The organism is Mailhella massiliensis, from assembly GCF_900155525.1.
In the GTDB taxonomy this organism is placed as follows: domain Bacteria; phylum Desulfobacterota; class Desulfovibrionia; order Desulfovibrionales; family Desulfovibrionaceae; genus Mailhella; species Mailhella massiliensis.
This window is the reverse complement of sequence record NZ_LT706952.1, coordinates 1,245,874-1,272,638: the sequence shown is the minus strand read 5'-3', so window position 1 is coordinate 1,272,638 and position 26,765 is coordinate 1,245,874. Positions and strand designations below refer to the sequence as shown.

Below are 26,765 nucleotides of genomic sequence, written 5' to 3'. Positions count from 1 at the left end.
ATCCTGTTAAAGACACCCAATCGGCTCCAGCGGATAAAACGATTGTAGAGAGTTTTGTATGGTCCATACTCGCGCGGAGCATCTTTCCATTGCAGGCCGTGCTTGATGACATAGATAATGCCGCTGACGACACGCCTGTCATCGACTCTCGGAATGCCATGGGAACGAGGAAAGTAGCGTTTGATACGAGCAATCTGTTCATGAGAAAGATAAAAAAGTTCCTTCATGGCATCCTCCCTATGCCGACAATAAGAACTTCTTACCCTTTTGGCAACTAATGAGTCCTGAGCCTAGGGAACGGAAATTCCTTGTTCTCAGGCTCCACCTATCCTGTCGGGTATCTTTTCCTCTGCCTTGCTGGGGAGGGTGCCTGCACGGCAGGCGCTTCTGCCGGATTCGGCGTGCAGGTATCCGAAGAAAATTGTTCTTCCAAAGGCGGTAACGCTTTTTGCGCCCGGATCCGGGGAACATTGTTTTCTTATGCAGCATGTGTCTGCTTCCACTTTGCCGGAGAGCGCTTATTTCGTGCATCTCCGGTGGCGGGAGAAGCTTTGACAATGGGGGAAAAAGGCCCTATCCTCATGCGTTATTTCTACTTTGCTGGAGTCCGTTCATGGCACAGATTCAGGCTATCAAGGGCTTTGCCGACCAGTTCCCGGCGCAGAGCCGTCTTTTTGAGATGATGGAAGCCACCGCGCGCGAGGTGTTCCCCCGCTACGGCTTTGGCGAGCTTCGTACTCCGCTCATGGAGTACACGGATCTTTTCTGCCGCGGCATCGGCACGGAAACCGACGTGGTGCAGAAGGAGATGTACTGCATCCCCGACAGCAAGGGCCGTTCCATGTCCCTGCGCCCGGAAGCTACGGCCGGCGTCATGCGAGCCTACATTGAAGCCGGCGTCCATGCCCGCGAATCCGTGAGCAGATTCTTTACCATCGGTCCCATGTTTCGGCATGAACGCCCCCAGAAGGGCCGTATGCGCCAGTTCCATCAGATCAACTGTGAATGCCTCGGCCCCCGGGAACCGGAGGCTGATGCGGAAATCATCTGCATGATGATGGAATTTCTCGGCAAGCTGGGCCTCAGGAATCTGACGCTGCAGATCAACTCTCTGGGCTGCTCCTCCTGCCGTCCCGTGTACCGCAGGAATCTGCACGACTGGCTGGCAAGCCTCGATCAGTCGAAGCTGTGCGAGGACTGCCGTCGCCGCATGGAGACCAACCCTCTCCGCGTGCTGGACTGCAAGGTTCCTTCCTGCAAGGAACTCACGGCCGACGCTCCCGTGATTCTGGACAATGAATGCCCCGACTGCCGCGCCCACTTCGAAGCCGTGCTCCGTCACCTCGATGCGGAAAAGATTCCCTACGAAATCAATCACCGTCTGGTGCGCGGGCTCGACTACTACACCCGTACCACCTGGGAAGTGGTTTCCAATGAAATCGGTTCTCAGGGTTCCGTGGCGGGCGGCGGCCGTTACGACGGCCTTGTGGAACAGCTCGGCGGACCTTCCGTGCCCGGCATAGGCTTTGCCTGCGGCATGGAACGCCTGGCGCTTCTTCTGGAAGGTCGTGAGCTTCCCGATGTTTCTCCCGATTTCTATGTGGCCGTGCTCGACGATTCCTGCCGTGACGCCGCCTTTGCTCTGGCGCAGAACCTGCGCCGCGAGGGTTTTTCCGGTACCCTGGGGTACGAGAGCCGCAGCATGAAGGCCACCATGCGCCAGGCGGGCAAGTCCGGCGCTCGTTATACGCTCATCATGGGCACCAATGAGCTTGCCTCCGGCAGCGTCATTGTTAAAAACATGGAATCCGGCGAGCAGCGCGAAGTGCCCTGTGCCGAAGTCGCCGCCAGCCTGAATGCCGAAAAATAAAGAGGAATGGTCATGAGCCAGTTTGAAGAAAACGAAAAGTCCGTCGTCGACATCCAGAAGGAGCACGGCCGCTACATCAAGCCCCTTGGCGACTGGAAGCGCAGCCATCACTGCAACGACCTGACCATTGCCGATGACGGCAAGACCGTCTGCCTCATGGGCTGGGTGCAGTATCGCCGCGACCACGGCGGCCTGATCTTTGTGGACCTGCGCGACCGCGACGGCCTCACCCAGGTGGTGTTCAGCCCCGAAATCGCTCCCGAAGCCCACAAGGATGCCCATATTCTGCGCAGTGAATACGTCATCGCCATCAAGGGCCGTGTTCGTCCCCGCCCCGAGGGCATGACCAACCCCAACCTGCATACCGGTGAAATCGAAGTGGTGGTGCTGGAATGGAAGCTGCTCAACACCGCCAAGACGCCGCCCTTCCTGGTGGAGGACCGTACCGACTGCTCCGAATCCGTTCGTCTGCAGTACCGTTATCTCGACCTGCGCCGTCCTTCCATGGCGAAGAACCTCCGCACCCGCCACAAGATTGTGCAGGCCTGCCGCAATTATTTGAACGAGCTTGACTTCCTGGAAGTGGAGACGCCGTATCTCACCAAGTCCACTCCTGAAGGCGCGCGCGACTTTCTCGTGCCCAGCCGCATGGCTCCCGGCGAATTCTACGCCCTGCCGCAGTCTCCTCAGCAGTTCAAGCAGATGCTCATGATGAGCGGTGTGGACCGCTACTATCAGGTGGCCCGCTGCTTCCGCGACGAAGACCTGCGCGCCGACCGCCAGCCCGAGTTCACGCAGGTGGACATCGAAATGAGCTTCGTGAACGAAGATCAGGTCATGGGCATGGCCGAAGGACTCATTGCCCGCGTGTTCAAGGAAGCTCTGGGCGTGGACATTCCGCTTCCGCTTCCCCGTATGCCCTATGACGTGGCCATGCGCGACTACGGTTCCGACAAGCCCGACACCCGCTTCGACTTGAAGCTGAAGGACGTGACGGCCATTGTGCACGGTTCCGCCTTCAAGCTTTTCTCCGGCGCCAAGCTGGTGAAGGCCATGCGCGTGCCCGGCGGCGCCACCATGACCCGCAAGGAAATCGATGAACTCACCGATTTCGTGAAGGGCTTCGGCGCTCAGGGGCTTGCCTGGATCAAGATTCATGAAAACGAATGGCAGTCTCCCATCGCCAAGTTCCTTTCCGACGAGGAAAGGGCCGGGCTTACGGAAGCCTGCGGTCTTGAAGTGGGCGATATCGTCTTCTTCCAGGCCGGGGAACCGGGGCTGGTGAACAACGCTCTGGGAAGCCTGCGTGTGAAGCTCGCGGGCAAGCTCGGCCTTATTCCCGAAAACACCTGGAATCTGCTCTGGGTGACCGATTTCCCGCTGTTTGAATACAGTGAAGAGGAACAGCGCTGGGTGGCCTGCCACCATCCCTTCACCGCGGCACAGGACGAAAGCTACGACATCATGCTTTCCGATCCGGCCCGCGCCAAGGCCCGCGCCTACGACATGGTGCTGAACGGCAACGAAATCGGCGGCGGTTCCATCCGTATCCACAATCCCGCTGATCAGACCCGCATGTTCGAAGGGCTGGGCTTCACCGAAGAAGCCGCCAAGGCTCAGTTCGGCTACTTCATTCAGGCTCTGGACTACGGCACCCCGCCTCACGGAGGCATTGCCTTCGGCCTCGACCGTGTGGCCATGCTGCTTACGGGCGCTTCCTCCATCCGTGACGTCATTGCCTTCCCCAAGAACCAGAAGGCCGCCTGCCTGCTGACCGAAGCTCCTTCCCCCGTGGACAACAAGCAGCTTCGCGAGCTGGGCATCCGGCTGCGTGAAAAGGCCGCGCCGGCTCCCGGCACGGCTGCGGAGTAAAGCCATGCTTCGTCCCGTTCTTCAGTATCCCGATCCGCTTCTGGCCAAGGTGAGCGAACCTGTGGCCGAAATCAACGACGAGATCCGCGCTCTTGCTCAGGACATGCTCGACACCCTCACCACCGTGGGCGGCGTGGGCATTGCCGCACCGCAGATAGGCGTGCTCAAGCGCGTGGTGATCATCGACGTGTCGCAGGAAAAGAATGATCCCGACCTGCCGCAGGACTTCAAGGTGTTCGTCAACCCTGTGGTCACCGTGCTTGATCCCAAGGGCCATGAGGAAAACGAGGGCTGCCTTTCCGTGCCCGAACTGCGCGCAAAGGTGAAGCGTCCCCGTCGTGTGGCTCTGGACGCCCTTGATCTGGACGGAAATCCCGTGCACATCGAAGGCGAAGGCTATTACGGTGCCTGTATGCAGCATGAAACCGATCATCTCGACGGCAAGCTGTTCATCGATCACATCAGCTATCTCAAGCGTTCTCTTTACGACAAGAAAATGAGAAAGGGCAGAAAGTAGTTTCCGCCGCGCTTGCGTATCCTTCAGGCCCGGGCTCAGCCCGGGCCTTTTGATGTCCTGCAGGAAGGGCAGTGCCGTTTGCCGTAAAAACGTATGCCGAAAAGGAGGCAGCCCTGTGGAGAAAGCGTCAGGCTTCCGAAACAGGCAGGTGTTCCGGGACTGCAGGGCTCGGGGGAAAGAACATCGGCGGCAGAGATAACCCTTGCGCGGAATATGAAGAGGCCGCCCCGCGTAACATGTTCCGTATGGGCATAGCCGGCTGCAGGGATTTTTTCCGGGGGAAAATGACGGGGAGAAGGGGAAGGCTGGACGCGCGGGCCCATAGCCCGTAAAGTGGGCTTCAGCCGCGGACCCGTTTTTCCGGGAAGCATCCGCCGCGCTGCTGTTATGGAATGTCCGTATCGCCGCTCCGGGGAGAGGCGTTGCCGTTTTTTCCCGCCGAGGGCGGAAGGTCCTGTGCGGGAGAGTTGCAAGAGGGAGCTTGTATGTCGAAACTGCGTATTGTTTTCATGGGCACGCCGGATTTTGCGGCGGTCATTTTAAAGGCCGTGGCCGCCTGGGAAGGCGGCGAGGTGGTGGCCGTGTACACGCAGCCGGACCGTCCTGCGGGGCGTGGCAAGAAGCTGAAGGCTTCCGCCACCAAGGAACTGGCCATGGAACTGGGCCTGCCCGTGTATCAGCCGCGCAACTTCAGGGAGGACGCCGACGTCGAGGCGCTTGCCGCGCTTCGGCCCGACGTGCTGGTGGTGGCGGCCTACGGCCTGCTGCTGCCGCAGAGAGTGCTGGATATTCCCGCCATGGGCCCTTACAACGTGCACGGTTCGCTTCTGCCTCAGTATCGCGGAGCGGCTCCCATACAGCGCGCCGTCATGAACGGCGATACCATTTCCGGCATTACCATCATGAAGATGGAAGCCGGGCTGGATTCCGGCCCCATGCTGCTGCAGCAGGCGGTGAGCATTGAACCGGAAGATACGGCTGGTACCCTGTTCGACACGCTTGCCGAGCACGGTGCAAAGCTCATGGTCGGGGCGCTCGGCATGATTGCCGAGGGCAGGGCGGCCTTTGTGCGCCAGAATGAGGAACTCGTCACCCATGCGGCCAAGATTACCTCGGAAGAGGAATATATCGACTGGAGCATGGATGCGAAGTCCATTCACAACATCATCCGCGGCCTTACCCCCGTACCCGGCGCCAAGAGCGTGCTGAATATGGAGGGGCGCGAACCCGTCATGCTTCGCCTGGAGCCGGGGCAGCCTGTGGAAGGGAAGGGCGATCATGCTCCCGGTACCCTCGTGGGCATGGACGGCGATGCGCTGCTTGTGGCCTGCGGTTCGGGAGCCTACAGAATCACCAGACTGCGCCCTGCGGGCAAGGCTTCCATGAGTGCGACGGATTTTTACAACGGCCGCCTGCGGAATCTTCCTGAACCCTACGGTGTTTTAAGTAAAAAACAGGGTTGAGTCTCGAGAACGCCCCAGAATCGTTTTTAAGGCCCTGAAGGCCGAATCGTGATCCGATGGTTGAAAAATTAAAAAAAACGCCTCAAAAACAGGCCGTCTCCGGCGCCCGTACCGGAGCACTCGAGCTTTTGCATCAGCTTTTTCAGCACCCGGAAGATACGACGCCGCTTCCCGTCATGCTTGCCCGTTACGGGCAGGAGGCGGACCTCGGCAGGCAGGATGCGGCTCTTCTTGCCGAACTGGTCTACGGCGTGCTGCGTCGAGCATCGCTGCTCGACGCGGCACTTGCGGGATTTTTGAAAAAGCCCGGCGCTCTTTCTGCTCAGGTGAGAATGCTCCTCCGTCTTGGGACGTACGAGATTCTGTTCATGAGCGGCATACCCGCACGCGCTACGGTGAACGAGCTGGTCAATCTGACCAGACGCCGTTTCGGGCAGGGCCTGGGCGGGCTGGTCAACGGCGTGCTCCGCTCCGTGGACAGGGAGGCGGATGCCCTGCGCCTTGCCGTGGAAGAAAAACTGCGCAGGCTCGAGAGCGGGGAGCTGGATGCGGAGGGCATGGCGGAAGCGGCCTCCCTGCCGCTCTGGCTGGCAAAGATGTGGGATGAACAGTACGGCACGGCACAGGCCTGCCGCCTGGCGGTCAACACCCTTGCTCATCCTGCGCCGTGCTGGCGTGCGAACATGGCGAGAGCCTGGGGAGAAATGCTGGTCCAGCACTGGGTGGATAAGGGCTATGTCCCCGTGGGGCAGGGCGGTTTTTCCGCGCAGGGGCTGGAGAAGAGCCGGGCAGGGGCTGCCCGGGAGCAGGAGCTTCTGGAAAGTTTTGAGAAGCGGGGTGATCTTACGCGGCAGGGAGCGACCTCCCAGCTTGCTGCGGAATACCTGGCAGCGTGGATGGAACGGCAGAACCTCATGAACGCTCCGCTCTGGGACGCCTGCTGCGGCAGGGGCGGCAAAACTGCGGCGCTTCTGGAAAAGGGCGTGCATGTGGCGCTTGCCAGCGAGCCTTCCGCCTTCCGTCTGGAGGAACTCAAGGCTGCGCTTTTGCGGCTCAGGCTGCCGAGACCCAGGCTGCTCTGTGCTCCGGCAGAAGAGGTGGAAGAATCTTTCCCATTGATATTATTGGATGTTCCTTGCAGCGGTACGGGTACGCTCGCCCGTAATGCCGAACTTCGGCTGCGCCTTTCGCCCGAGAGGCTCAGGGAAGCTGCACGTATGCAGGCTTCCATTCTGGAACATGCGTGGACAAGGCTTCTGCCCGGCGGCGCGCTTTTTTATGTGACGTGTGCCCTGAATGGCGAGGAGAACGAGAACCGCGTGGAGGCTTTTGCCCGGGAAAAGAGCGGGCGCCTTGTGGAGAAGCAGATGTTTCTTCCTGCATTTCCGGGGCAGGATGCGTTGTTTCTGGCCGTTATCCGCAAGGATGCATGAACGCCGGGGCCGCTCTGTGCAGCAGCGGCCCGGATTATGAGAATGTGTTTGCGTCGAGTCCCGTACGGGGAGGCCGCAACGCATGACCGGGAGAAAGGAAGAATATGAAACTCGGACTTGTGTCCGCTCCGGCTTCTCTGCGATGAGGCGTTGCCGGGGCTGAAGGGAAGCGAAGCTTCCCCGTTCATCGGGTATGGTCCGGTTTCGGCCGGGTCTGCCCTCATGCCTGCATGGCCGCTTCATCGTGCGGCCGTGGGTTCCCCTGAGGAACGCGTTTCAGGAAGGGCCGCCATAGGCGGCTTTTTTTATGCAGGCGGACATATGAACATTCATCACGATATGACGAAAGGCCCTGTAGGCCGGGAACTTGTTTTTTTCAGTCTTCCGTTGATGCTGGCCCAGGTGCTTCAGCTTTTATACGGTGTGGCGGACATGCTGGTGGTCAGCCGTTTTGTGGGGGAGAGCGGCGTTGCGGCAGTAAGCAACGGCAACATGGCGGCGTTTTTCGTGGCCTCGCTGGGAATGGGCTTCGGCTCCGGGGGGGCGGTGGAAGCAGGGCGGCACGCCGCGGACAAGAGCGCGCAGGCCTGCCGTGAGGCAACGGATACGCTGCTTTTTCTTTCACTGCTCACGGCGTCGGTTGTCGGGGCGGGGAGTTTCCTGCTGTGCGGCCCGGCCCTTGCATGGCTTGATGTGCCCGGCGCAATCAAGGAGGAAACACTTGCATACACACGCACGGTTCTGTTGGGGACGGTGTTTGTTTTCGGGATGCATACGGCCTGCGCCGTGCTCCGCGCGCTGGGCAGCGGCCTTGCCCCGTTGCTGATTACGGCTTTTTCCGCCATACTGAACATGGTTCTGGATCTTGTGCTGGTAGGGCTGTGCTCTCTGGGGACGGAAGGCGCGGCATGGGCTACGGTGACGGCTCAGGGTGCAGCCTTTTTTGCCGCTCTGATGTTGCTGCGGGCGGAACGCGGAGGAGGGCTTTTTTGCTTCGTGAAACTGAGGCGTTGCGCCGTCGTATTGCGTACGTCGCTTCCCGCCTCGGCACAGATGGCGGCGGTGAACCTGTCGTTTCTGATCATGACGGCCATGTTGAACCGCTATGGGGTGGCAGTGGCGGCGGCTTCCGGCATAGGGCTGAAGATCAACACGCTTGCAGGTATGCCGTGCTGGGGGATAGGGCAGGCCGTGACGGCCATGGTGGCGCAGAACGCCGGTGCGGGGAATGCCGGGAGAGTGAAGGAGGTGCTCTGGGAAGGATTCCGGCTGAGTATGGCCGTTACCGTATGTCTGGTCGTTCCCGTGCAGGTTTTCGCCGTGCCGGTTATGGAGCTTTTTGCTCCTGCAGAATCGGAGGTGGTGAAGGTGGGGGTGGAGTATCTTCGACTGTGCTGTTCGGTGAACTCTGTGCTGTATGTGGCCATGTACAGCTTCGATTCCTTCGCTCTGGGCGTGGGCCGGGCGGATGTCGCTCTCGGCAATGCGTTGCTGGAAGCCTTTGCGGCAAGGCTGTTTTTTGCCTGGTTGGGGGCGGATATCCTCGGTATGGGCTACATGGGCATATATGCAGGGCAGGCCGTTTCTCCTTTGATTCCCGCAGTATGCGGATGGGTATTCTACCGCCGGGAAACGTGGCGCAATGCCGTGGAGAGGGCCGCCGTGAAAGAAAGGATTGCCGCGATGCGGAAGAGCGGGAAAGCATAAGCGTTCCCGCCGTGTTTTTCTGAAAAGAATGAGCTTCGGCAGAGAGGCGAAAAAAGGCGTCCGCCATAACGCGGACGCCTTGAAGGGGCATCGGAAGTTTTCCTGCTCAATCTTCGTCTTTCAGCCCAAGCATACCGAGAATGCGGGTCAGCTCTTCGGGGCTGGAGTAGGGAATCTGTACGCGGCCGCTCTGTTCGTTGCCGTTGATGGTGGCCTTTGTGCCGCTGCTCTGCCGCAGAAGCTTTTGCAGATCCCTGATGACCTGCGGCCGGGGAGCACGGGGAGCGCGCGGCTTTTCCGTTCCGTTTTGCGGGAGGAGCTTTTCCGGGAGTCTGCCGCTGCGCTTGCAGGTGTCGGCAGCAGCTTCCGCTTCGCGTACGGAAAGGTGATGTTCCCGGATGGCGGCAAAAAGCTGCTCGCGCAGACCTTCATCGGCTACCGCGAGCAGGGCGCGGGCATGACCTGCGCTGATGTCGCTTACGGCGAGCGCTTCCTGCATGGCGGCGGGGAGCTGGAGCAGGCGCAGACTGTTGGCTACGGCGGAACGGCTTTTGCCGAGCTGTTCCGCCAGCGCTTCCTGACTCAGGCCGTGGGCTTTGCGCAGAGCCTGCAGGGCTTCGGCCTCTTCCATGGGATTCAGATCCTCACGCTGGAGGTTCTCCACCAGCGCCACGGTCATGGCTTCCTTGTCGGTGTATTCGGTGACGATGACGGGCACTTCCGTAAGGCCCGCCATGCGTGCCGCACGCCAGCGCCGTTCCCCGGCCACGATTTCGTAGCGCTGGGGCATACCCGGCAGAAGGCGTACCAGAAGGGGCTGGATAACGCCCTGGTTTCTGATGGAGACGGCAAGTTCGGCAAGGGCGTTGTTGTCGAAGAGTTTTCTGGGCTGATGCTTGCCGGGAACAAGCTGCGTAAGGGCAAGTTTCCTCGTTTCCTCGCTGCCGTTTTCCGTGGCGGAACTGAGAAGGGAACTGAGGCCTCGGCCGAGTCCGCGTTCGGGAATGTTCATGATATCCTCACAGAGAGCCGCAGGCTCTGGTTCACGGTCATGCAGGCCTGCCGCGCAGGCCGGATGCTGTCGCCTATGTTCGTGTTTCCGATTTTTTGTGGAACATCGGCTCAGGGAAGGGAACGGCGTGCCGCCTCTTTTCCGCAGGGGGAAGAAGAGAGTCGCGGACAGGCGCCTTTTCTTCAGGGCTGGGCCGTTTTGTGGACGACCTCGCGGGCAAGGGCCAGATAGGCTTCCGCCCCCTTGGACTTGATGTCGTAATGCAGGATGGATTTTCCGTGACTGGGCGCTTCGGAAAGGCGCACGTTGCGGGGAATGACGGTTTCGAACATATGCTTGGGAAAGCAGCGTTCCGCCTCGGCCTTGACCTGACGCGCCAGTTTGTTGCGGGAATCGTACATGGTGAGCAGCACGCCCAGAATCTGCAGTTCTCTGTTCAGGCGTTTGCGTACCTGTTCGTAGGTATGCAGCAGCTTGACGATTCCTTCCAGAGCAAAGAATTCGCACTGCAGAGGAATGAGTATTTCATGCGCGGCGCACAGCGTATTGATGGTGATGAGGCCGAGGGAGGGCGGACAGTCGAGAATGATGTAGTCGTAATTGTCGGCTATCTGACCGAGCAGGTCGGCAAGATAGAATTCCCGGGCCATCTTGTCCACCAGCTCTATTTCTATGCCCACAAGGTCGGTGGAAGAGGGAAGCAGGGTAAGATAGGGCGTTGCCGTGGGGAGCAGCGTTTCTTCCAGCGTGGAGGTGCCGCAAAGCGCGGTATAAAGGTTGCGTGTGAGATTCTGCTGGTCGAATCCCAGAGAACTGGTGGAATTTGCCTGCGGATCGCAATCCACCAGAAGTACGCGATTTTCCATGATAGCCAGAGAGGCGGAAAGGTTGACCGACGTGGTGGTTTTGCCCACGCCGCCTTTCTGGTTGGCGACGGCAATGATTCTGGCCAAGATAAAGCTCCTTTCCCAAAGTCTTTCTTTACATAAACGCTGACATGGCGAAAAGCAAGGAGTGTTTCACGTGAAACATGGACGACCGCGCAGGGAATGTTTCACGTGAAACACTCCTGAAGGAAGAAAGACGACAAAGAGGAAAGACGTTTAAATCCGGTAAGTTGTAAAAATGGTTGTTCCTGTTTCGTTTTGCGGGCTCCCTGTTGGGAAAAGGGGGACATCCGGTCGTTCTCCGCAGGTACTTCCCGGATCGTGTGGCGCTTGAAGCCGGACGAGCTGCGGGAATAGCGTGTGTTCCTGCGGCTCTCTTCGCTGGGGAGAGGGCCGGCCTGAAAACGGCATGAGGAGGGTGTTTCCGGCGGTGAGAGGAAAACAGCGTTCGGAAAAAGAAATGCTCTCCGTGCGGCAGGGAGCGTCTTCGGAAAAGCACGTTGTGGCGAAGAGGGGGAGGCAGCTTCCCGGAGAGAAGTTCCCTCGGCTTTTCGGCGTGCACAAAAAAGCGGGCGCATGATGCGCCCGCGGAAAACGTGTTCAGGCTCAGTGCCCGGTGATGTTGTACTTTTTCAATTTATACTGCATGAGGCTGCGGGATATGCCCAGAAGTTCCGCCGCATGGGCCTGCACGAAGTCGGCCCTGACCAGCGCGCGTTTGATGAGCGCGGCTTCTATCCTGTCCAGAGTGTCGGCCAGGTTGAGTTCCACGGGCAGAAGGTCCACGGCGCTTTTGAACTGCGATTCCTCGCCGCGTATTTCCGGGGGCAGATCGTCCACGCCGATGACCGGTCCGGGAACCATGACCATGCAGCCTTCCAGCACGTTCTGAAGCTGACGGATGTTGCCGGGCCATTCATAGCCGGTAAGGTAGTTCTGCGCTTCGGTGCTGAAGCTTTTGGCGGGAATGCCGTTGTCTTCGGCGATTTTTTCCGTAAAGTGAGCGATGAGAAGGGGAATATCCTCCCTACGCTCACGCAGGGGCGGAATGGGAATCTGTACGACGTTGAGGCGATAGAAGAGGTCTTCGCGGAAGGTTCCTTCCTCCACCATTTTGGAGAGGTCGCGGTTGGTGGCCGCCACCACGCGGATATCCACGCTGATGGGGTCCGTGCCGCCTACGCGTTCGAATACTCTTTCCTGGAGCACACGCAGCAGCTTGACCTGAAGATCCATGCTGAGCTCGCCCACTTCGTCCAGAAAGAGCGTGCCGTGGTCGGCCTGCTCGAAACGGCCCCGGCGCGTGGCCACGGCGCCGGTGAAGGAGCCTTTTTCATGGCCGAACAGTTCGCTTTCCAGTACGCCGGAGTTGAAGGCCATGCAGTTGACGGAAACGAAGGGGCCTTCCTTGCGCGGGGAACTGAAGTGTATGGCCCGGGCCACCAGTTCCTTGCCCGTGCCCGATTCGCCGGTAATGAGCACGGTGGAGCGGCTTACGGCCACCCTGTCCACGATGGAGAGCGTGTTGCGGATGGCTTTGGATTTGCCGATGATGTGATGGGTGCGGTAGCGTTCCTCCAGCGATTCCTGCAGCAGCTTGTACTGCCGGTGCGCCTTGGAAAGTTCCACGGCGTTGTGCACGGAAAGCAGCAGTTCGTCGTTGGCGAAGGGTTTGGTGATGTAGTCGAAGGCGCCGTAGCGCATGGCTTCCACCGCGCTTTCGATGCTGCCGAAGGCCGTCATGATGAGCACGGGCAGGTCGGGCCAGGATTTTTTGATGCGCTGCAGCACTTCCTTGCCGGTGAGCTTGGGCATCTTCATGTCGGTGATGACCACGTCCACTTCCGACTCGTCCAGAAACTGCAGGGCCATTTCCGGGTCGTTGAGCGCCGTTACCTCATAGCCCGCGTCCTTGAGCAGCGCCTCCATGACGATGAGATAGTTTTTTTCGTCGTCGATGACGAGAATGTGGGATATGTCACTCATGGGAGCTTCCTTGTTCGGTTGAAGTATGCTGCGCGGGGAAACGGACGGTGATGAGCGCTCCTCCCTGCGGGGCGTTGGCAAGCTTCATGCCGCCGCCGTGGGAATCGATGATGGCCTGAACGATGGGCAGACCGAGACCTGTTCCGTTGTCCTTGGTGGTGAAGAACGGGTCCATGACCTTGTCCAGCGTGCCCTCGGCGAATCCCGGGCCCGTGTCGCGGAAGGTGAGGGTTATCTGCCCGTCGGCGGGCAGGGCGCTTTCGATGAAGATCTGCCCCGGGCCCTTCATGGCCTGCTGCGCGTTGGCGAGAATGTTGTAGAATGCGCGGTACAGGAGGTCGGGGTCCCCCTGAACGATGAGATCGGGGGAAAGATTCGCGTGGATTTCCACGCCCTGGCGCTGAAATTCTCCCCCGAGGAAGGCCATGGCCTTGTTGAGCACGTCCTGAAGGTTCACGGTGTCCTTCCGCGGCTGACGGGGCCGGGCGTAGTCCAGAAAGTCGTTGACCGTGGTGCCGAGGCGGCAGGATTCGTCGTAGATGGCGGAGAGCATGGCCTGAGTGGTGGCGTCTTCCGTCTTGTGCCGCCGGATGAGGAATTCGGAACTGGAACGGATGATGCCCAGGGGGTTTCGTATTTCATGGGCGATGGAAGCCACCATGCGGCCCATGCTGGCCAGTTTTTCCGCCTGATGGAGCTGGGCTTCCAGCTGACGGTTGCGGGCCATGCGGCGGCTCAGGGTGAATTCCGCCTTGCGGGCCACGAAGTGCAGCAGGAAGAACAGGATGAGCGTGGAAACGAGAAATCCCGCAATGATGAGCCACTGGGAACGTATGGTTCCCCGGTACTGCGGCGTCATGTCCTGCACGATTTCCAGAACGCCGAGTACGGGCACGGGCTGGCCGCGCAGGCGCAGACCCTGAAAGTCGGAGTCTATGGTCAGGGGAAAGACGGTACGCAGCAGGAAGGTGCCGTCCTTGAGGTTGGGCGTCACCAGCGCCTGCGTGTAGGGAATGGAGGAAATCACGTCGAAGTGATGGGGCTTTCCTTCAAATACCAGAGGAATGCCCGCGGTGTACAGGTCGGTACGGCGCACTTCCTTGGGATCGGTGGAATAGAGAATGGTGTAGTGGTCGTCGTAAAGGCGCACGCTGGAGAGCTGAAGCCCGTGCAGCTGCGACTGTATGACCTCGTCGAGCAGTTTGTACTGCGCCGGATTGGAAAGAGCGACGCGGCCGGAAGCGTAGGTGACGGGAAGCGTGAACTTGCGGAAAATCTGGCGGTTGATGTTGTCTGCAAGAAGAAGCGCATACTCCTGCTGGCTTTCCAGCACGGAGCTTGTCATGGTGCGGCCGATGAAGAGCGTGAGGATGACGCTGGAAATGAGAATCAGCACCAGCGAAATGTAGGAAAAGAATTTTGCCAGGTTGAACGGCAGCTTGTTGTCCGCGCCGTTCTGACTTGCGTCATCCATAACGATACCTTCGAAAAGGATTGCGGAGCCGCAGAGACTCCGGTGAAGCGGGCGTTTCCCGGCCTGCGTGGGCCTGCCGGGGAAACACGAACCTTATCCTTTACCCGAAAGCCTTTTCTGCCGTCAGGCTCCGACTCCGCGTGGGGCGGAGCCGGAGCCTTTCATGCGGGGGGAATGTCATGCACGGCGGCAGGGGCTGCCGGAGCGCTTAGAATTCCATGTTTTCCGAGGGAATGGCGGTGAACATGGCAAGACGGGCGGCGTCCTCTTCCGAACCGGGCATACCGAGACGGGCGCGGGCGAGCTTCTTGCCGTTTTCCACGGCGGGCTGATCCACGGGATTGATGCCCATGAGCCATCCGGTGAAGATGGTGGCGGCCTCGAGCAGCATCATCATCTTGCCTGCGGAGAAGGCGCTTTCGTCGGGCATGTCGAGGTGCACGACGGGCACGTCCTTCTGGGCCAGCGTGGCGCGGGTGGCCAGGGTTTCCGCTTCAAGAATGTCGCCGAAGGTGTGGCCCTTGAGGTACTGCCACTGTTCGGGGAGCTTGGTGGGCATGGAGAGAATGCTCTTGTCGGCGGGAGAGCTGACGAAGAGGCAGATCTTGTCCTTGGGGCCGTCCAGGAACATCTGAAGCAGGGAGTGCTGATCGGTGACGCCGGTGGCGGGAATGGGCATGGTGCCCTTGCCGTCCTTGCCGAGGCTTTCGGCCCAGAGCTGGCAGAACCACGGGCCGAAGGTGGACCAGGCGGGGATGTAGCAGAAGTAGATCACCTGGCTCTTGCCGGCTTCCGACATCTGATACGCCCAGCGGGCCAGCTTCCACGCGGGGTGCTGAAGCAGGGTTTCGGGGTTTTCGGCCAGCGGACGGCCCACGGAAATGGCGCCCTGAATGAGGCCTCTCCAGTCCATGCCGAGGAAGACGGCGGGAACCATGCCCACGGCGGAAAGCACGGAATAACGGCCGCCGAGATTGTCCGGTACGGGCAGGGAACGCAGGGCGTATTTGTCCACTTCGTCGCGCAAAAAGCCCTTGTTGGCGTCGGTCACCATGAAGAGGTGTTCCTGCCAGGTGCCGGGAAGCTTCGCCTGCAGCCAGGGCAGTACGATGAGGTACTGGGCGATGGTTTCAATGGTGCCGCCGGACTTGCTGATGACCACGACCAGCGTGTCTTCGGGAACGAGGCTGTCCAGATGGGCCTGAAGCCATTCGGGATGAACGTTGTCGGCTATCCACAGGCTGGGGCCGTCGTAGTTGGGACGGTCCTGTCCGGGCGCGAAGGCGCGCTGCAGGGCGCGGGGTCCGAGGGCCGAACCGCCGATGCCGAGCAGAAGCATGTGTTTGAAGCTGCGCAGGAACTCTTCATGTATTTCAAGTTGATGGATAAGATCTTCCGCAAAGGGAAGGGACAGGAACGGCAGAACCGGCAGTTCCTGCTTGAGTCTTTCGATGAAGGAGGAATCGTCGGAGGGGCGGTCGGATACGCCGCCCAGCCAGGCATGGGCCCAATCAAGTTTTGCCTGAGTCATAAGCGCACCATCTGATAAGGTTAGTGGTAAAGGGCTTCCTTCATGCGATGCAGCGCATCCATGAGGACATCATCGGAAACGGCATAGGAAAGGCGGATGCAGTTCTTGTCGCCGAAGGCTTCGCCGGGCACGCAGGCCACACGGGCCTTTTCCAGCAGGTAGGTGCATACGGCGGAACCGTCGGGCATGTCTTTGGTAAAGAGGGCGCTCACGTCGGGGAAGAGGTAGAAGGCTCCGCCGGGCTTTGCGCAGACCACGCCGGGCCAGGTGGCGATTTCGGCCATGGCCATGTCGCGGCGGCGGAGGAAGGAGAGGCGCATTTCTTCCACGCAGTCGTAGGAACCGTCCAGAGCGGCCACGCCGGCCTTCTGCGCGATGGAGCACATGTGCGAGGTCATCTGGCCCTGAAGTTTGGAACATTCCCTGATGAGTTCTTCATGCCCCAGGGTATAGCCCACGCGCCAGCCGGGCATGGAAAAGGCCTTGGAGAGCCCGTTGAGGATGGCGATCTTTTCAGGATATTTTTCCCACCAGCCGGAAGCGCTCACCGGGGCGCCGTCGTACACGAGCTGATCGTAGATTTCATCGGCCAGCACGAAGATGCCGCGCTCGAAACACCACGTCACCATGGCGTCCACTTCCGCCTGCGTATAGGCCACGCCCGTGGGATTGGAGGGCGTGTTGAGTATCATCATGCGCGTTTTGGGCGTAACGGCCTTTTCCAGATCGGAAACGTCGATGCGGAAGCCCCTGGAGGAGTCGGCGCGCACAAGCACGGGGTTGCCGCCCGCAAGACGGATGAGGTCGGGGTAGCTTGTCCAGTACGGGCAGGGAAGCAGCACGTCGTCGCCGTCGTTGAGCATGACGAACAGCGTGTTGGCGAGCGACTGCTTGCCGCCGGTGGTGAGAATGACGTTTTCCGGCCGTGCGGTCACATGGTACTGACGCTGGAAATAATGGCAGACGCCCTGCCGGATTTCCATAATGCCGGGGACGGGCGTGTACTTGGTGAAATTCTCGTCTATGGCCTTCTTGGCTGCCTCGCAGATATGAAGCGGGGTAGGAGCATCGGGCTCGCCCACGGCCAGGCTGGTGACCTGTATGCCTTTGGCTTTGAGTTCCAAGGCCTTGGCATTGACTGCAAGGGTGGCGGAGGGCTTGATCTTTTTCATTCTCTCGGCAAAGTTCATGGATATGTTCTTCCTGTTGGCGGTGAAAGGCGCACAAGGTTTCCCAAGATGGTTAAATCTTTATCAGCTTCGCAAAGGTCTGTAAATTGATGAGTGAACCGCTGTTGCGATATCCCGGCACCTGCCGGGTCGGGCGTCTGCTGCGCCGGGAAAAGCGATTTTTCGTTTTTGTGGAACTGGACGGACGCGAGGTGGCCGCCCATACCAACAATACCGGAACCATGCTGGGGCTTTTGCGTCCCGGCGCTCCGGTACTGCTTTCTCCGGCCGCCAATCCTGCCCGCAAGCTGGCATGGACGGTGGAGGCTCTGGGGCTTCCGGGAAGGGAGGGCTTTTTCTGGGTGGGAGTGAATACTTCCGCGCCCAACCGGCTGCTTTCCGCCCTGTTCGAGGCGGGCCTTCTTCCCTGGGCGTCGGGCTATACCTTACTCAGGCGTGAGGCCGTGTACGGAGAAAGCCGTCTGGACGGCGTGCTCCACGGGGAGGGGCTGCCTGATCTCTGGGTGGAATGCAAGAACGTCACTCTGGTTGAGGACGGCGCGGCCGCCTTTCCCGATGCCGTGACCGCGCGCGGGGCAAAGCATCTGCATACGCTGAGGGATATTTGTGCATCCGGGGCGCGCGCGGCCATGCTCTACATCATACAGCGGCCGGACGGCGCCTGCTTTTCCGCCGCCGACTATGTGGACCCTGCGTATGCCGAAGCGCTGAGAGAATCCGTGCGCTGCGGCGTGGAGGTGTACCCCGTGGTCGTCCATATCCGTGAGGACGGCATTCACTACGGGGGCGTGCTGGAATACAGGGACAATGCGGCGCCGGGAACAGGGGACGGCTTGCCGTGTGTGGAAATTTCTGAAAAAAGAGGATGAAAACCCGCGCCGCCCGGCTGCGGCTTTTCCGGCCTCGCGGCAGGTTTCGGACAGGCGCGGTATGTACCCGGAGGTACGGTATGGTTAAAAATGTCCTGATTGTTCTGCTGGCGGCGGCCTGTCTTTTCTTCGGCGTCGACCGGTACGGTTCTTTTCTTCAGAAGGATGAGGAGATAAGCGCCGGAGAATACGGAGGGCTTCTGTCTCTGAGGGAGCTTTATTCCGCCGGAGACTATGAGGAAAAGGTGCTTCCTCTTTTGCGCGAGGCCTTTGTGGACGGAAAAGTCACGCGGGAACGTATGCAGAAACTCGACGGGAAGCTGAACGATCTCGGTCTGCGGGTTTTTGAGCGGCTGACGCGGCAGGATACGAAGAGCAGGGTGTCCCGTGCATGGGACGACGCCCGGGACAGCGCTGCGGAACTGGGAGAGAAACTCGGCCGCAAGATGGACGACGCCATGCGCGGTCTGGGGGAATCCCTTGAGGAGGTGATGCCCCGTCGTTCTCCCGCGCCGAAGCGGGAAAACAGCGTGTCGCTTTAGAATCTTTTACGGCATGAAGGGCGGGCCGGCGTCCCGTGAGGGAGAACGAGACGCTGTTTCTTCCGTGCCGGTATGACGGAAAAAGGGCCGGGAAGACGCAACATGCGTCTTCCCGGCCCCTGCTGTCGTTAGATGCGGCCGGATCAGTATCCGGCGGCGAGTCCGTCGCTTCTCGGGTCGGCTGCTCCCTGAAGAATTCCCGTATCCTGATGAATGAGAATGGCCCCGGCATGGCCCATGGTATCGGTATAGTCTTCCACCACGTTCACGGGGTGCCCGCGCTTTGCCAGTTCCTGCGTCACGGAGGGAGGAATACGGCCTTCCAGCTTCACATCGTTGGATTCCGCGCCCCAGGTGCGGCCGTAGAGCCAGCGCGGGGCGGTGACGGCCTCCTGCGGCGTCATGCCGAAGTCCACCACGCGCGTGACGACGGCGGCCTGCGTCTGGGGCTGACCTTCGCCGCCCATGGTACCGTACACGAGCAGGGGCCTGCCGTTTTTCAGGAGCATGGCCGGATTCAGGGTGTGCATGGTGCGCTTTTTGGGCATGAGGCTGTTGACGTGCGCCGGGTCGAGCGAGAAGAAGCTGCCCCTGTTCTGAAGCAGTACGCCGGTGCCTTCGGCCACGATGCCGGAGCCGAAGTCGTGATAGATGCTCTGGATGAGGGAAACGGCGTTGCCGTCCTTGTCCACCACGCCCAGCCATACGGTATCGCCTTTGGGATCGAGCGGCTTTTTCGACGTCGCAGCCCTGTCCATGCGTATGCGGGCGGCCTGGGCCCTGCCGTGTTCCCTGGAGAGCAGTTCCTTCAGGGGAATGGAAACGAAGTCGGGGTCGGAGAGATAGCGGTCGCGGTCGAGGAAGGCCTCCTTGGTGGCCTCAATGATGGCGTGGTAGTAGTCCGCGCTGCTCTCGCCCATATCTTTTATATTGAAATTATTAAGAATGTTCAGAATTTCCAGCGAAGCCATGCCCTGTGTGCTGGGCGGCAGGTTGCAGGCCGTAAGCCCCCGGTACTCGACGCTGACGGGTTCCACCCAGTCGACCTTGTGCGAGGCGAAGTCCTTCATGGTGAGCAGGCCGCCGTGCTTTTCCATGTCGGCGGTGATCTTTCGGGCTATGGAACCCGTGTAGAATTCCGCCGCGCCTTTTTCCGCGATGGTTTTCAGCGTGCGCGCAAGGTCGGGCTGACGGAACATGTCGCCTTCGGCAAGGGGCGCGCCGTTTTTCATGAAGACTTTTGCAAATTCCGGGAAGCGCTGAAGGTTGCGGAATGTGGAATCCTGGACATCGGCGTTGATGGCGCTCCAGCGGGCAAGGGAGGTCGATACGGGAACGCCGTTTTCGGCGTAGCCGATGGCGGAGGCGAAGAGATCCTTCCATGCCATGGGCGTGTGCAGGGCGGAGCGGCTGAAACGGTAGGCCTCGTCCCAGCCGGAGACTGCGCCGGGGACGGTGTTGGCCGCGAGATAGCCCCGGGAAGGAATCTTTGGGAAGCCCCGCGAGGTATAGAAGTCGATGGTGGCATTCTCGCCCGAGCGGCCGCTGGCGTTCAGGCCCAGAAGCCTGCCTGCCCCGGCGTCGTAGATGAGCCAGAAATTATCTCCGCCCGGCGTACACATCTGCGGATAGACCACGGCCAAGGTGACGGCGACGGCGACGGCGGCGTCTACGGCATTGCCGCCGCGGCGCAGGATGTCCAGTCCGGCCTGCGTGGCCAGATGATGGGGGCTGGTCACCATGCCGTTGACGGCCAGAGGATTGGCGCTCATGGAGGGGGTGGCACAGTAGGAAGAAGACACGGCAAGGGCTCCGTCGGCGGGGCAGAGAAGCGCGGCGCAGAGCGTCAGCGCTCCGGCAGCGGCCCGCGTGAAAAAAGGTGGCATGCCTGCTCCTCAGGGTAAGGGTTTATGGAACTTTGTCCATCTGTTTTCCTGCCCCTGTGCAAGGAACATGCCGTGATGATTTTCTTTGATATGTCAGTAAGATAAATAATTCATGCGCCGGCTGTCGGCACGTTTTCGTGCTGCCGGGGGGAAGGGCGTTGATGCTTTTTTCTGGAAAAGGCCTGAGGCACGCGCGTTTTTTCGTACTGGAAGAGGCGGTGCGGACATGTACCGCCGGTACGGAACCGGGAAAGGATTTAAAAGCACCCGGTCCGTGGAGCGAGGCGGCCGGGCGCGCGGCACAAAAAAGGATGCCCGAAGGCATCCTGAAAAAGGGAAGGGCCGGAATCAGGCCTGCTCCTCATCAAGCTCCCGCGTATAGCGGCACTTGGGATTCGGACAGGCGATGTGTCTGCCTTTCGCCCGGGTGCTTTTGATGACGAGAATGGGCGATCCGCATTCCGGGCAGGCCTCGGCCACGGGCCAGTCCCATACGGCATAGTCGCACTGAGGGTACTGGTCGCAGGAATAGAAGAGCTTGCCCTTGCGGGAGCTTTTTTCCACCAGCATTCCCTTGCCGCACCTGGGGCAGGCCACGCCCGTGGAGAAGGGCGCGGCGTAGTCGCATTTGGGGTAGTTGGCACAGCTTAAAAAGCGGCTTCCCGTGCGGGCCTGCTTGAGAATGACGTCGCCGCCGCACTTGGGACAGGTGCCCACCTTTTTGTGTTCTTCCTTCTGCCTTTCCTGCGGAATGATGCGGCCTTTTTCGTCGCGGGTGAAGTTGGTGGTGTAGCGGCATTCGGGGTAGCCCGTGCAGGCCAGGAATTCACCGCTCTTGCCGAATTTCACCACCAGAGGCTTGCCGCATTCCGGGCAGGGCACATCGGTGGTGAGACCGCCCTTCACGGGGGCCATGTTCTTTGCTGCCGCTTCGAGCGTGGGGGTGAAGTCCCTGGAAAAGTCCTTCATGAGGTCCACCCAGCCCAGTTCTCCGTCGGCCACCTTGTCGAGATTGTTTTCCATTTCGGCGGTGAAGCCTACGTCCATGAGTCTCTTGAAATGGTCGCGCAACTGGGAACAGACCACATTGCCCAGATCCGTGGGAATGAAGTGCTTGTCTTCCAGGCGCACATATTCGCGGTCCTGAATGGTGGAAATGATGGTGGCGTAGGTGGAGGGGCGGCCTATGCCTTTTTCTTCCAGCTCGCGAACCAGCGAGGCTTCGGTATAGCGCGGCGCAGGCTGGGTGAACTTCTGTTCCTTGTCCAGCTTCTGCAAGGTGACGACTTCGCCTTCGCGAAGAGGCGGAAGCGCGCTTTCCTCTTCGTCCACGGAACGGGGCATGACGGCGAGAAAGCCCGGGAAGAGCAGTCTTTCGCCCCTGGACTTCCACTGTCCGGGGCCGCAGGTAAGGGTGACGGAGGTGTCGTGATAGGTGGCGGCGGCCATCTGCGAGGCCACGAAGCGGCACCAGATGAGACTATAGAGCCGGTACTGGTCGGAAGAGAGAAATTCCTTCACGTCCTGAGGGGTGAGGGCGACGTCCACGGGGCGTATGGCTTCGTGGGCGTCCTGCGCGCTGGTCTTGCCCTTGAAGGAACGGCCCTTGCCGCCCGGGGCCATGTAGTCCTTGCCGAAGCGCGATTCTATGTATTCCGCTGCGCTTTTCTTCGCCTCGTCGGCGATGCGCACGGAGTCGGTACGCATGTAGGTGATGAGGGCGGTGGTCCCTCTTTCGCCGAGTTCGATGCCTTCGTAAAGGCGCTGGGCCGTACTCATGGTGCGTTTGGAGGTGAAGCCTATGCGCTGGTTGGCCGTCTGCTGCAGGGTGGAGGTGGTGAAGGGGGGCAGAGGGCTGCGGGAACGTTCCTTTTCCTCCACCTGCGTCACCACGAAGGGCTGCCCGGCCATGGCCTGTTCCATGGCGTCGGCCGCGGCCTTGCTGGCGATGAGTATCTTGCGGGCGGCCTTGCTCTCGCCGTCTTCCCCGGAAAGCTGCTTCAGCGTTCTGGCGAAGTTCGTTTCCACCTTGACAAGTTCCGCCTTGAAGGGCGGGGGCGTGGCCCCGGCAAGCAGGGCGCGGAAGGTCCAGAACTCCTCGGGGACGAAGGCAAGCCGTTCCTCTTCCCGTTCCACGATGAGGCGCAGCGCCACCGACTGCACGCGGCCTGCGGAAATGCCCCGCTTCACGGTCTTCCACAGAAGGGGGGAGATCTTGTAGCCCACGAGCCGGTCGAGCACGCGGCGGGCCTGCTGGGCGTTGAAGAGGTCGGGGTTGATGTCGTGCGGATTGTCGAGCGCGTTCTTCACGGCGCGGGCCGTGATTTCGTTGAACTGTATGCGCTTGATGTTCTTCGCCTTGTTTTTGATGACTTCGGCGATGTGCCAGGCAATGGCCTCCCCTTCGCGGTCGGGGTCGGGGGCGAGGTAGACGGTATCGGCCTTGGAAGCGGCCTCCTGCAGGTCGTGCACGACCTTTTCCTTGCCTTTGATGATCTCATAACGGGGGGCGAAGTCGTGGGCTTCATCCACGCCTATTTCCTTTGTGGGCAGGTCGCGGATATGCCCCACGCTGGCCTGCACCATGTACTTGCCGCCCAGAAATTTCTTGATGGTCTTCACCTTGGCCGGTGATTCCACAATAATGAGATCCTTGCCCATACAACGCTCGCAGATAGGAATTTGGAGGGAAATTTCCCGCCTCAAGGAACATACGTCAAAAGGGGGGAGCGTCAAGCCCCGGAAGGAGAAAAGAGCCGGTTTCGCGTCATTCCCCCCGGTAAAACGCCGTGCGGCGGCCGTTTTTCCGGGGCGGACATGACGGCGACGCGGGAGACTCGCCCTTATGCGTTTTTCCCGGGGCGGATTTTTCAGAACAGTTCCGCCTCATGGGCGTGAGCGTCGAACACGATGCGCTCAGGCCCCAGGCCGAGCATACTCCAGCGCTTTTTCAGCGCTCCCCTGTCGCCGTAGAGAAATCCCTGACAGAAACGGGGAAGCACCAGCCGTTCCGGTTCTCTGCCCAGCGCGTCCCGGGCTTCCTTCGCGGCGGAAAGCAGGGACTCGGCCTGGATGAGCGCTCCGAGGGCGGGGTGACGGGGGCCGGCAATAAGCGCCCTGTCGAAGGCCGGTTCCGGCGCCACGGCCAGACGAATGACGGGCACGCGCGCCTTCCAGGCCATGTGCAGCGCCGTTCCCAGAGTACGGACGGTATCTTCCACGCTCCAGGGGCGGTAGCTGCCCTCGCGGTACCACCGGGCAAGCACCGTCCCCTCGGGCACAAGGCAGGGATAGAAGCGCAGACAGGCGGGAGAAAGAGAGAGCGCCTTTTCCACGTCGGCCAGAAAGACCTCGGGCGTGCTTCCCGGCATTCCGGGAAGAAGCTGTATGCCGAGCGAGAGACCGGCCCCGGCAACGGCCCTGCATCCGGCCTCGGCCCCGCTTCCCGAGTAGCCGCGGCGGGAAAGGGCGAGGGCTTCATCATCGAAGCTCTGTATCCCGAGTTCCACAAGATCGACGCCGGCAATAAGCAGTTCCTTCAGTACGGCGGGGGAAAGCGCGTCGGGTCTGGTGGAACAGCGGGCACGGGTGACGCGCCCGCAGGAACGCATGTTCTGCAGAAATTCAAGGCAGAGGGCACGCTCCGACTCCGGCAGAGCGGTGAAGGTCCCGCCGTAAAAGGCGAGTTCTCTCTCTTCCCGTGCCGTGCAGGGAGATGCTTTTTCCAGAAGAATACGGGCTTCGGCAAGAATTTCCTTTGTGCCGGAAGGTACTTCATGCCCGGTCTGCTTGTCCTGCGCGCAGTAGACGCATTGACCGGGGCAGCCGAGAAAAGGCAGAAAAACCGGAAATATGCGCCCGGCTCTGTATTGTCTTTCCCCTGTATGGAAACGGACGCTCCGACCATGGTGAACGGCGGGCGTAAAAAAGAATGTCGACATTTTTTCGCCTCGGAAGAAAGCTCTTGATGTTCTAATCGCTAGCGTTTAGGATGGCAAGGTATCCCCCGTGTTAAAAACTCGGGAGGTCTTTGGAGGTCTGTACTGTCATGTCTGAAGAAAAATGTATTTTCTGCCTCATTGCAAAGGGAGAAATTCCCTGTGCGAAAGTATATGAGGATGATAGTGTCCTGGCGTTTCTGGATCTTTCTCCTGTCCATCCCGGGCATACGCTGGTCATTCCCAAGGAGCATTACAAGGATATGCTTCATGTGCCCTGCGAACTCGGGACGGCGGTGTTTTCGGCTCTGAAGAAGGTGGGCGCCGCCGTGATGGGCGCTACCGGCGCTTCGGGATTCAACGTCATGCAGAATAACGGATTATCCGCCGGGCAGACCATGTTTCATATCCATTGGCATATTATTCCCCGTTTCGACGGGGACGGTCTCGGCGTATGGGAGCAGGGGAAGTATCCCGACGCCGCAGCCATGCAGGACATGGCCGCCAAGGTGGCTTCGTACCTGGAAAAATAATCCGTCTTCAGGAAGGAGTGGCAGGAGGAACATATGAATAAGGCTCTTACCAAGGCAGACATTGTGGAAGCGGTGTACAACGACAAGAATCTTGGCCGCAACCGTGCGGAAGTAAAGAATATCGTTGAAAATCTGCTTTTGCTGATGAAGCAGGCCATCAAGAAGGACGACGCGCTTCTGATCAGTGGTTTCGGCAAGTTTGAAGCCTACGACAAGAACGCCCGCAAGGGGCGCAACCCCCAGACCGACGAATCCATCACCCTGCCTCCGCGCAAGGTCGTGGTGTTCCGCCTCTCCCGCAAGTTCCGCATGGAGCTCAACGGCGGCGAAGAAGCATAAACGCCGCATACAGCTTGAAGGGGCCCGCTTCGGCGGGCCTTTTTTCTTGTCCGGGAAAAGGGCGGCGCGCTGTACTCCCTGTTTTTTTTGCGTTATAGCCTAAGGCGCGTCCTCCGGCTTTTTCCGGGGGAAAATCCTGGCCGTGCGGCCAGATGTGAGAGGTGATCATGTCCGTTCCCGTTCTTGATGCCGCCGCCTGGACGGCAAAGCTTATGGAACTGCCGCGTCACGGCGCGGCAAAGGTCACGGCGTTCTATGAACACCGCATGGGAGCCGTGTGCAGGGATGCAAGGTTCCTTCTGGTGCCGCTGGACGACCACATGGTGCACCGCGGCGACGCCATTTTCGAAAGTCTGTCCTTTCTGGAAGGACGCATAGTGCAGCTTGACGCGCACCTTGCCCGCATGAGGCATTCCGCCGAAAGGCTGAAGCTTGCGCCCCCCTGTTCGTGGGAACAGCTCCGGGACATCATGCTCACCGTGGCGAAGGCCGGCGGCGAAGCTTCCGGCGGGCTCAAGGTGCTGCTCGGGCGCGGCTGCGGCGGCCTCGGCGTGGACCCTGCCGAATGCCCGGAAACAAGCCTGTACGTCGTGGCCACCAAGGGCGCCCCCCTTCAGGAATCCTTCTGGCTCAAGGGGCTTACCGCGGCGAAAAGCGACGTGCCCGCCAAGCAGGAGTGGCTCGCGCAGATCAAATCCACCAACTATCTTGCCAACGCCCTCATGGCCATGGAGGCCAGGGAAAAGGGCGTGGACCTCACCTTCTCCTTCGACGAGCGGGGATACCTTGCCGAAGCGGCCATTGCCAACGTGGCCATGGTGGACAGGGAGGGAAGGCTGCTGCTTCCCAACTTCCGTCATGCGCTGCCCGGCACCACGGCCATTCTGGCCATGGATCTGGCAAAGGCGTTCATGAGCGTAGTTCTCACCGATATCACGGAAGAAATACTGGAACAGGCTTCCGAGATTCTGGTACTTGGTACTACATGCGAGTGCGTGGCGGTCACGCACTACAACGGCAAGCCCGTAGGCGACGGCCGCCCCGGTCCCATTGCGGACAGGCTGCGCCATCTGCTGCATGACGCTCTTGTGACCGGAGGCGTGCCGTTCCTCGAATGATCAACAAGTGAGGAACTCATGCGCATCAAAACTCTGTTCACCGGTTTTTGCTGTGGTATCATCCTGGCTCCCGCGCTGGCCTTTGCCGCCGACAACGCTCCCGCTCCCAAGGCGAAGCAGACCGTGGCCGATACTCCCTTCGTGATCGTGGCCCCCAGTGAGGAAATCGTGGTCACCTTCCCGCTGTTCCTTGTGGAACGCGGCGTGGTGGAGAGCGTGGACATGAAGAACGGCACCTTCTCCCTCAAGGACAAGGAAGGCGGGTTTTCCACCATCAAGGTGACGGACAACACGCTTGTTGAAAACGTGTACGCCGACATCTTCACTTGGGAAACCAAGAAGGGCATCGCCGATCTGAAGAAGGGCGACAAGGTGCGCGCCCGCGTGTTCCCCGGCGAGGACGGAGAACCTTCTTCGGCCATTTCGCTGGATGTGTATAAGTTCTAACCCTGTTTCAGGTTCCCGGACGGACCTTTGAAGGGCCGGAGCCTCCCTGCCGGGAGGCCCGGCCTTTTCTGCGCGCATTGTCCGGGGCAGGGGGCCCCATTCCGGCATGAACGGCCGGGGGAAGACGGGCGTCCCCCGCCGTTCTGGGGAA

Annotated in this window: 22 protein-coding genes; 12 read left to right on the top strand and 10 right to left on the bottom strand. The window is 60.2% G+C overall.

The features are described from left to right. The coding region (locus CZ345_RS16040; RefSeq protein ID WP_144277400.1) for a transposase at positions 1 to 227 on the bottom strand (227 nt) is incomplete at its 3' end. Positions 228 to 613: 386 nt separating this feature from the next. On the opposite strand from CZ345_RS16040, the gene hisS reads away from it, so the two are divergent. The 6 genes from hisS (at position 614) to CZ345_RS16005 (ending at position 8,862) form a co-directional block, all read left to right on the top strand. Next, positions 614 to 1,870, top strand: coding sequence for a histidine--tRNA ligase (hisS, locus tag CZ345_RS16035; RefSeq protein ID WP_077074055.1), 1,257 nt, complete (start codon positions 614 to 616; stop codon positions 1,868 to 1,870). Positions 1,871 to 1,882: 12 nt separating this feature from the next. Then, positions 1,883 to 3,742: an aspartate--tRNA ligase gene (gene aspS, locus CZ345_RS16030; RefSeq protein WP_077074054.1), complete on the top strand. Its 1,860-nt coding sequence runs from the start codon at positions 1,883 to 1,885 to the stop codon at positions 3,740 to 3,742. Between the two features lie 4 nt (positions 3,743 to 3,746). Then, the gene (gene def / locus CZ345_RS16025) at positions 3,747 to 4,259 is read left to right on the top strand and encodes a peptide deformylase (protein WP_077074053.1); all 513 of its coding nucleotides are present in this window, start codon (positions 3,747 to 3,749) and stop codon (positions 4,257 to 4,259) included. Positions 4,260 to 4,744: 485 nt separating this feature from the next. Then, on the top strand, positions 4,745 to 5,722 hold the full coding sequence (gene fmt, locus CZ345_RS16015; RefSeq protein WP_077074051.1) for a methionyl-tRNA formyltransferase: 978 nt from the start codon (positions 4,745 to 4,747) through the stop codon (positions 5,720 to 5,722). Positions 5,723 to 5,778: 56 nt separating this feature from the next. Continuing rightward, on the top strand, positions 5,779 to 7,155 hold the full coding sequence (locus tag CZ345_RS16010; protein ID WP_083717546.1) for a transcription antitermination factor NusB: 1,377 nt from the start codon (positions 5,779 to 5,781) through the stop codon (positions 7,153 to 7,155). A 321-nt stretch (positions 7,156 to 7,476) separates the two neighbouring features. Further along, complete coding sequence (locus CZ345_RS16005) at positions 7,477 to 8,862, top strand: MATE family efflux transporter (RefSeq protein ID WP_162274993.1); 1,386 nt, start codon at positions 7,477 to 7,479, stop codon at positions 8,860 to 8,862. A 106-nt stretch (positions 8,863 to 8,968) separates the two neighbouring features. Here the strand turns inward: CZ345_RS16005 and CZ345_RS16000 are convergent, their stop codons facing one another. From CZ345_RS16000 to CZ345_RS15970, 6 genes are all read right to left on the bottom strand, one after another. Beyond that, positions 8,969 to 9,874, bottom strand: a complete 906-nt coding sequence (locus tag CZ345_RS16000; RefSeq protein WP_077074048.1) for a ParB/RepB/Spo0J family partition protein — start codon at positions 9,872 to 9,874, stop codon at positions 8,969 to 8,971. A 182-nt stretch (positions 9,875 to 10,056) separates the two neighbouring features. Further along, positions 10,057 to 10,827 (bottom strand): ParA family protein, encoded by a 771-nt coding sequence (locus CZ345_RS15995; protein WP_077074047.1) that lies wholly within the window; start codon positions 10,825 to 10,827, stop codon positions 10,057 to 10,059. 540 nt (positions 10,828 to 11,367) lie between these two features. After that, the gene (locus tag CZ345_RS15985; protein WP_077074045.1) at positions 11,368 to 12,747 is read right to left on the bottom strand and encodes a sigma-54-dependent transcriptional regulator; all 1,380 of its coding nucleotides are present in this window, start codon (positions 12,745 to 12,747) and stop codon (positions 11,368 to 11,370) included. Then, the gene (locus CZ345_RS15980; RefSeq protein ID WP_077074044.1) at positions 12,740 to 14,221 is read right to left on the bottom strand and encodes a sensor histidine kinase; all 1,482 of its coding nucleotides are present in this window, start codon (positions 14,219 to 14,221) and stop codon (positions 12,740 to 12,742) included. Before CZ345_RS15980 ends, CZ345_RS15985 begins: the two co-directional genes overlap by 8 nt. A 208-nt stretch (positions 14,222 to 14,429) precedes the next feature. Then, positions 14,430 to 15,752 (bottom strand): hypothetical protein, encoded by a 1,323-nt coding sequence (locus tag CZ345_RS15975; protein ID WP_077074043.1) that lies wholly within the window; start codon positions 15,750 to 15,752, stop codon positions 14,430 to 14,432. Between the two features lie 20 nt (positions 15,753 to 15,772). Then, complete coding sequence (locus CZ345_RS15970; protein WP_077074042.1) at positions 15,773 to 16,942, bottom strand: pyridoxal phosphate-dependent aminotransferase; 1,170 nt, start codon at positions 16,940 to 16,942, stop codon at positions 15,773 to 15,775. 89 nt (positions 16,943 to 17,031) lie between these two features. Between CZ345_RS15970 and sfsA the strand changes: the two genes are divergently transcribed. Beyond that, complete coding sequence (sfsA, locus tag CZ345_RS15965; RefSeq protein ID WP_077074041.1) at positions 17,032 to 17,811, top strand: DNA/RNA nuclease SfsA; 780 nt, start codon at positions 17,032 to 17,034, stop codon at positions 17,809 to 17,811. 80 nt (positions 17,812 to 17,891) lie between these two features. After that, positions 17,892 to 18,353, top strand: coding sequence for a hypothetical protein (locus CZ345_RS15960; RefSeq protein ID WP_077074040.1), 462 nt, complete (start codon positions 17,892 to 17,894; stop codon positions 18,351 to 18,353). 143 nt (positions 18,354 to 18,496) lie between these two features. Here CZ345_RS15960 and ggt read toward each other — a convergent pair whose 3' ends face one another. The 3 genes from ggt to CZ345_RS15945 all read right to left on the bottom strand — a co-directional run bounded on the left by ggt (position 18,497) and on the right by CZ345_RS15945 (position 24,180). Then, positions 18,497 to 20,239, bottom strand: coding sequence for a gamma-glutamyltransferase (ggt, locus tag CZ345_RS15955; protein WP_077074039.1), 1,743 nt, complete (start codon positions 20,237 to 20,239; stop codon positions 18,497 to 18,499). 348 nt (positions 20,240 to 20,587) lie between these two features. Then, on the bottom strand, positions 20,588 to 22,900 hold the full coding sequence (gene topA / locus CZ345_RS15950) for a type I DNA topoisomerase (RefSeq protein WP_077074038.1): 2,313 nt from the start codon (positions 22,898 to 22,900) through the stop codon (positions 20,588 to 20,590). Positions 22,901 to 23,109: 209 nt separating this feature from the next. Next, positions 23,110 to 24,180, bottom strand: a complete 1,071-nt coding sequence (locus tag CZ345_RS15945) for an elongator complex protein 3 (RefSeq protein ID WP_077074037.1) — start codon at positions 24,178 to 24,180, stop codon at positions 23,110 to 23,112. 107 nt (positions 24,181 to 24,287) lie between these two features. Between CZ345_RS15945 and CZ345_RS15940 the strand changes: the two genes are divergently transcribed. The 4 genes from CZ345_RS15940 to CZ345_RS15920 all read left to right on the top strand — a co-directional run bounded on the left by CZ345_RS15940 (position 24,288) and on the right by CZ345_RS15920 (position 26,614). Then, complete coding sequence (locus CZ345_RS15940; RefSeq protein WP_077074036.1) at positions 24,288 to 24,710, top strand: HIT family protein; 423 nt, start codon at positions 24,288 to 24,290, stop codon at positions 24,708 to 24,710. A 33-nt stretch (positions 24,711 to 24,743) separates the two neighbouring features. Further along, complete coding sequence (locus CZ345_RS15935; protein ID WP_077074035.1) at positions 24,744 to 25,049, top strand: integration host factor subunit alpha; 306 nt, start codon at positions 24,744 to 24,746, stop codon at positions 25,047 to 25,049. Positions 25,050 to 25,216: 167 nt separating this feature from the next. Next, entirely contained in the window at positions 25,217 to 26,167 is a 951-nt protein-coding gene (locus CZ345_RS15925; protein WP_077074033.1) for an aminotransferase class IV, read from the top strand. An 18-nt stretch (positions 26,168 to 26,185) separates the two neighbouring features. Further along, a complete protein-coding gene (locus CZ345_RS15920) occupies positions 26,186 to 26,614 on the top strand; it encodes a hypothetical protein (protein WP_077074032.1) in 429 nt (142 codons plus the stop codon). Positions 26,615 to 26,765 lie beyond the last annotated feature (151 nt).

Bases quoted from the DNA above. Each gene is read 5' to 3' on its own strand.
- CZ345_RS16010 (WP_083717546.1), top strand. From the start codon at position 5,779: ATGGTTGAAAAATTAAAAAAAACGCCTCAAAAACAGGCCGTCTCCGGC.
- CZ345_RS16000 (WP_077074048.1), bottom strand. From the start codon at position 9,874: ATGAACATTCCCGAACGCGGACTCGGCCGAGGCCTCAGTTCCCTTCTC.
- hisS (WP_077074055.1), top strand. From the start codon at position 614: ATGGCACAGATTCAGGCTATCAAGGGCTTTGCCGACCAGTTCCCGGCG.
- topA (WP_077074038.1), bottom strand. From the start codon at position 22,900: ATGGGCAAGGATCTCATTATTGTGGAATCACCGGCCAAGGTGAAGACC.
- CZ345_RS15975 (WP_077074043.1), bottom strand. From the start codon at position 15,752: ATGACTCAGGCAAAACTTGATTGGGCCCATGCCTGGCTGGGCGGCGTA.
- CZ345_RS15935 (WP_077074035.1), top strand. From the start codon at position 24,744: ATGAATAAGGCTCTTACCAAGGCAGACATTGTGGAAGCGGTGTACAAC.
- sfsA (WP_077074041.1), top strand. From the start codon at position 17,032: ATGAGTGAACCGCTGTTGCGATATCCCGGCACCTGCCGGGTCGGGCGT.
- def (WP_077074053.1), top strand. From the start codon at position 3,747: ATGCTTCGTCCCGTTCTTCAGTATCCCGATCCGCTTCTGGCCAAGGTG.
- CZ345_RS15940 (WP_077074036.1), top strand. From the start codon at position 24,288: ATGTCTGAAGAAAAATGTATTTTCTGCCTCATTGCAAAGGGAGAAATT.
- CZ345_RS15970 (WP_077074042.1), bottom strand. From the start codon at position 16,942: ATGAACTTTGCCGAGAGAATGAAAAAGATCAAGCCCTCCGCCACCCTT.
- CZ345_RS15980 (WP_077074044.1), bottom strand. From the start codon at position 14,221: ATGGATGACGCAAGTCAGAACGGCGCGGACAACAAGCTGCCGTTCAAC.
- fmt (WP_077074051.1), top strand. From the start codon at position 4,745: ATGTCGAAACTGCGTATTGTTTTCATGGGCACGCCGGATTTTGCGGCG.
- CZ345_RS15945 (WP_077074037.1), bottom strand. From the start codon at position 24,180: ATGTCGACATTCTTTTTTACGCCCGCCGTTCACCATGGTCGGAGCGTC.
- ggt (WP_077074039.1), bottom strand. From the start codon at position 20,239: ATGCCACCTTTTTTCACGCGGGCCGCTGCCGGAGCGCTGACGCTCTGC.
- CZ345_RS15925 (WP_077074033.1), top strand. From the start codon at position 25,217: ATGTCCGTTCCCGTTCTTGATGCCGCCGCCTGGACGGCAAAGCTTATG.
- CZ345_RS15920 (WP_077074032.1), top strand. From the start codon at position 26,186: ATGCGCATCAAAACTCTGTTCACCGGTTTTTGCTGTGGTATCATCCTG.
- CZ345_RS15985 (WP_077074045.1), bottom strand. From the start codon at position 12,747: ATGAGTGACATATCCCACATTCTCGTCATCGACGACGAAAAAAACTAT.
- CZ345_RS16005 (WP_162274993.1), top strand. From the start codon at position 7,477: ATGAACATTCATCACGATATGACGAAAGGCCCTGTAGGCCGGGAACTT.
- aspS (WP_077074054.1), top strand. From the start codon at position 1,883: ATGAGCCAGTTTGAAGAAAACGAAAAGTCCGTCGTCGACATCCAGAAG.
- CZ345_RS15960 (WP_077074040.1), top strand. From the start codon at position 17,892: ATGGTTAAAAATGTCCTGATTGTTCTGCTGGCGGCGGCCTGTCTTTTC.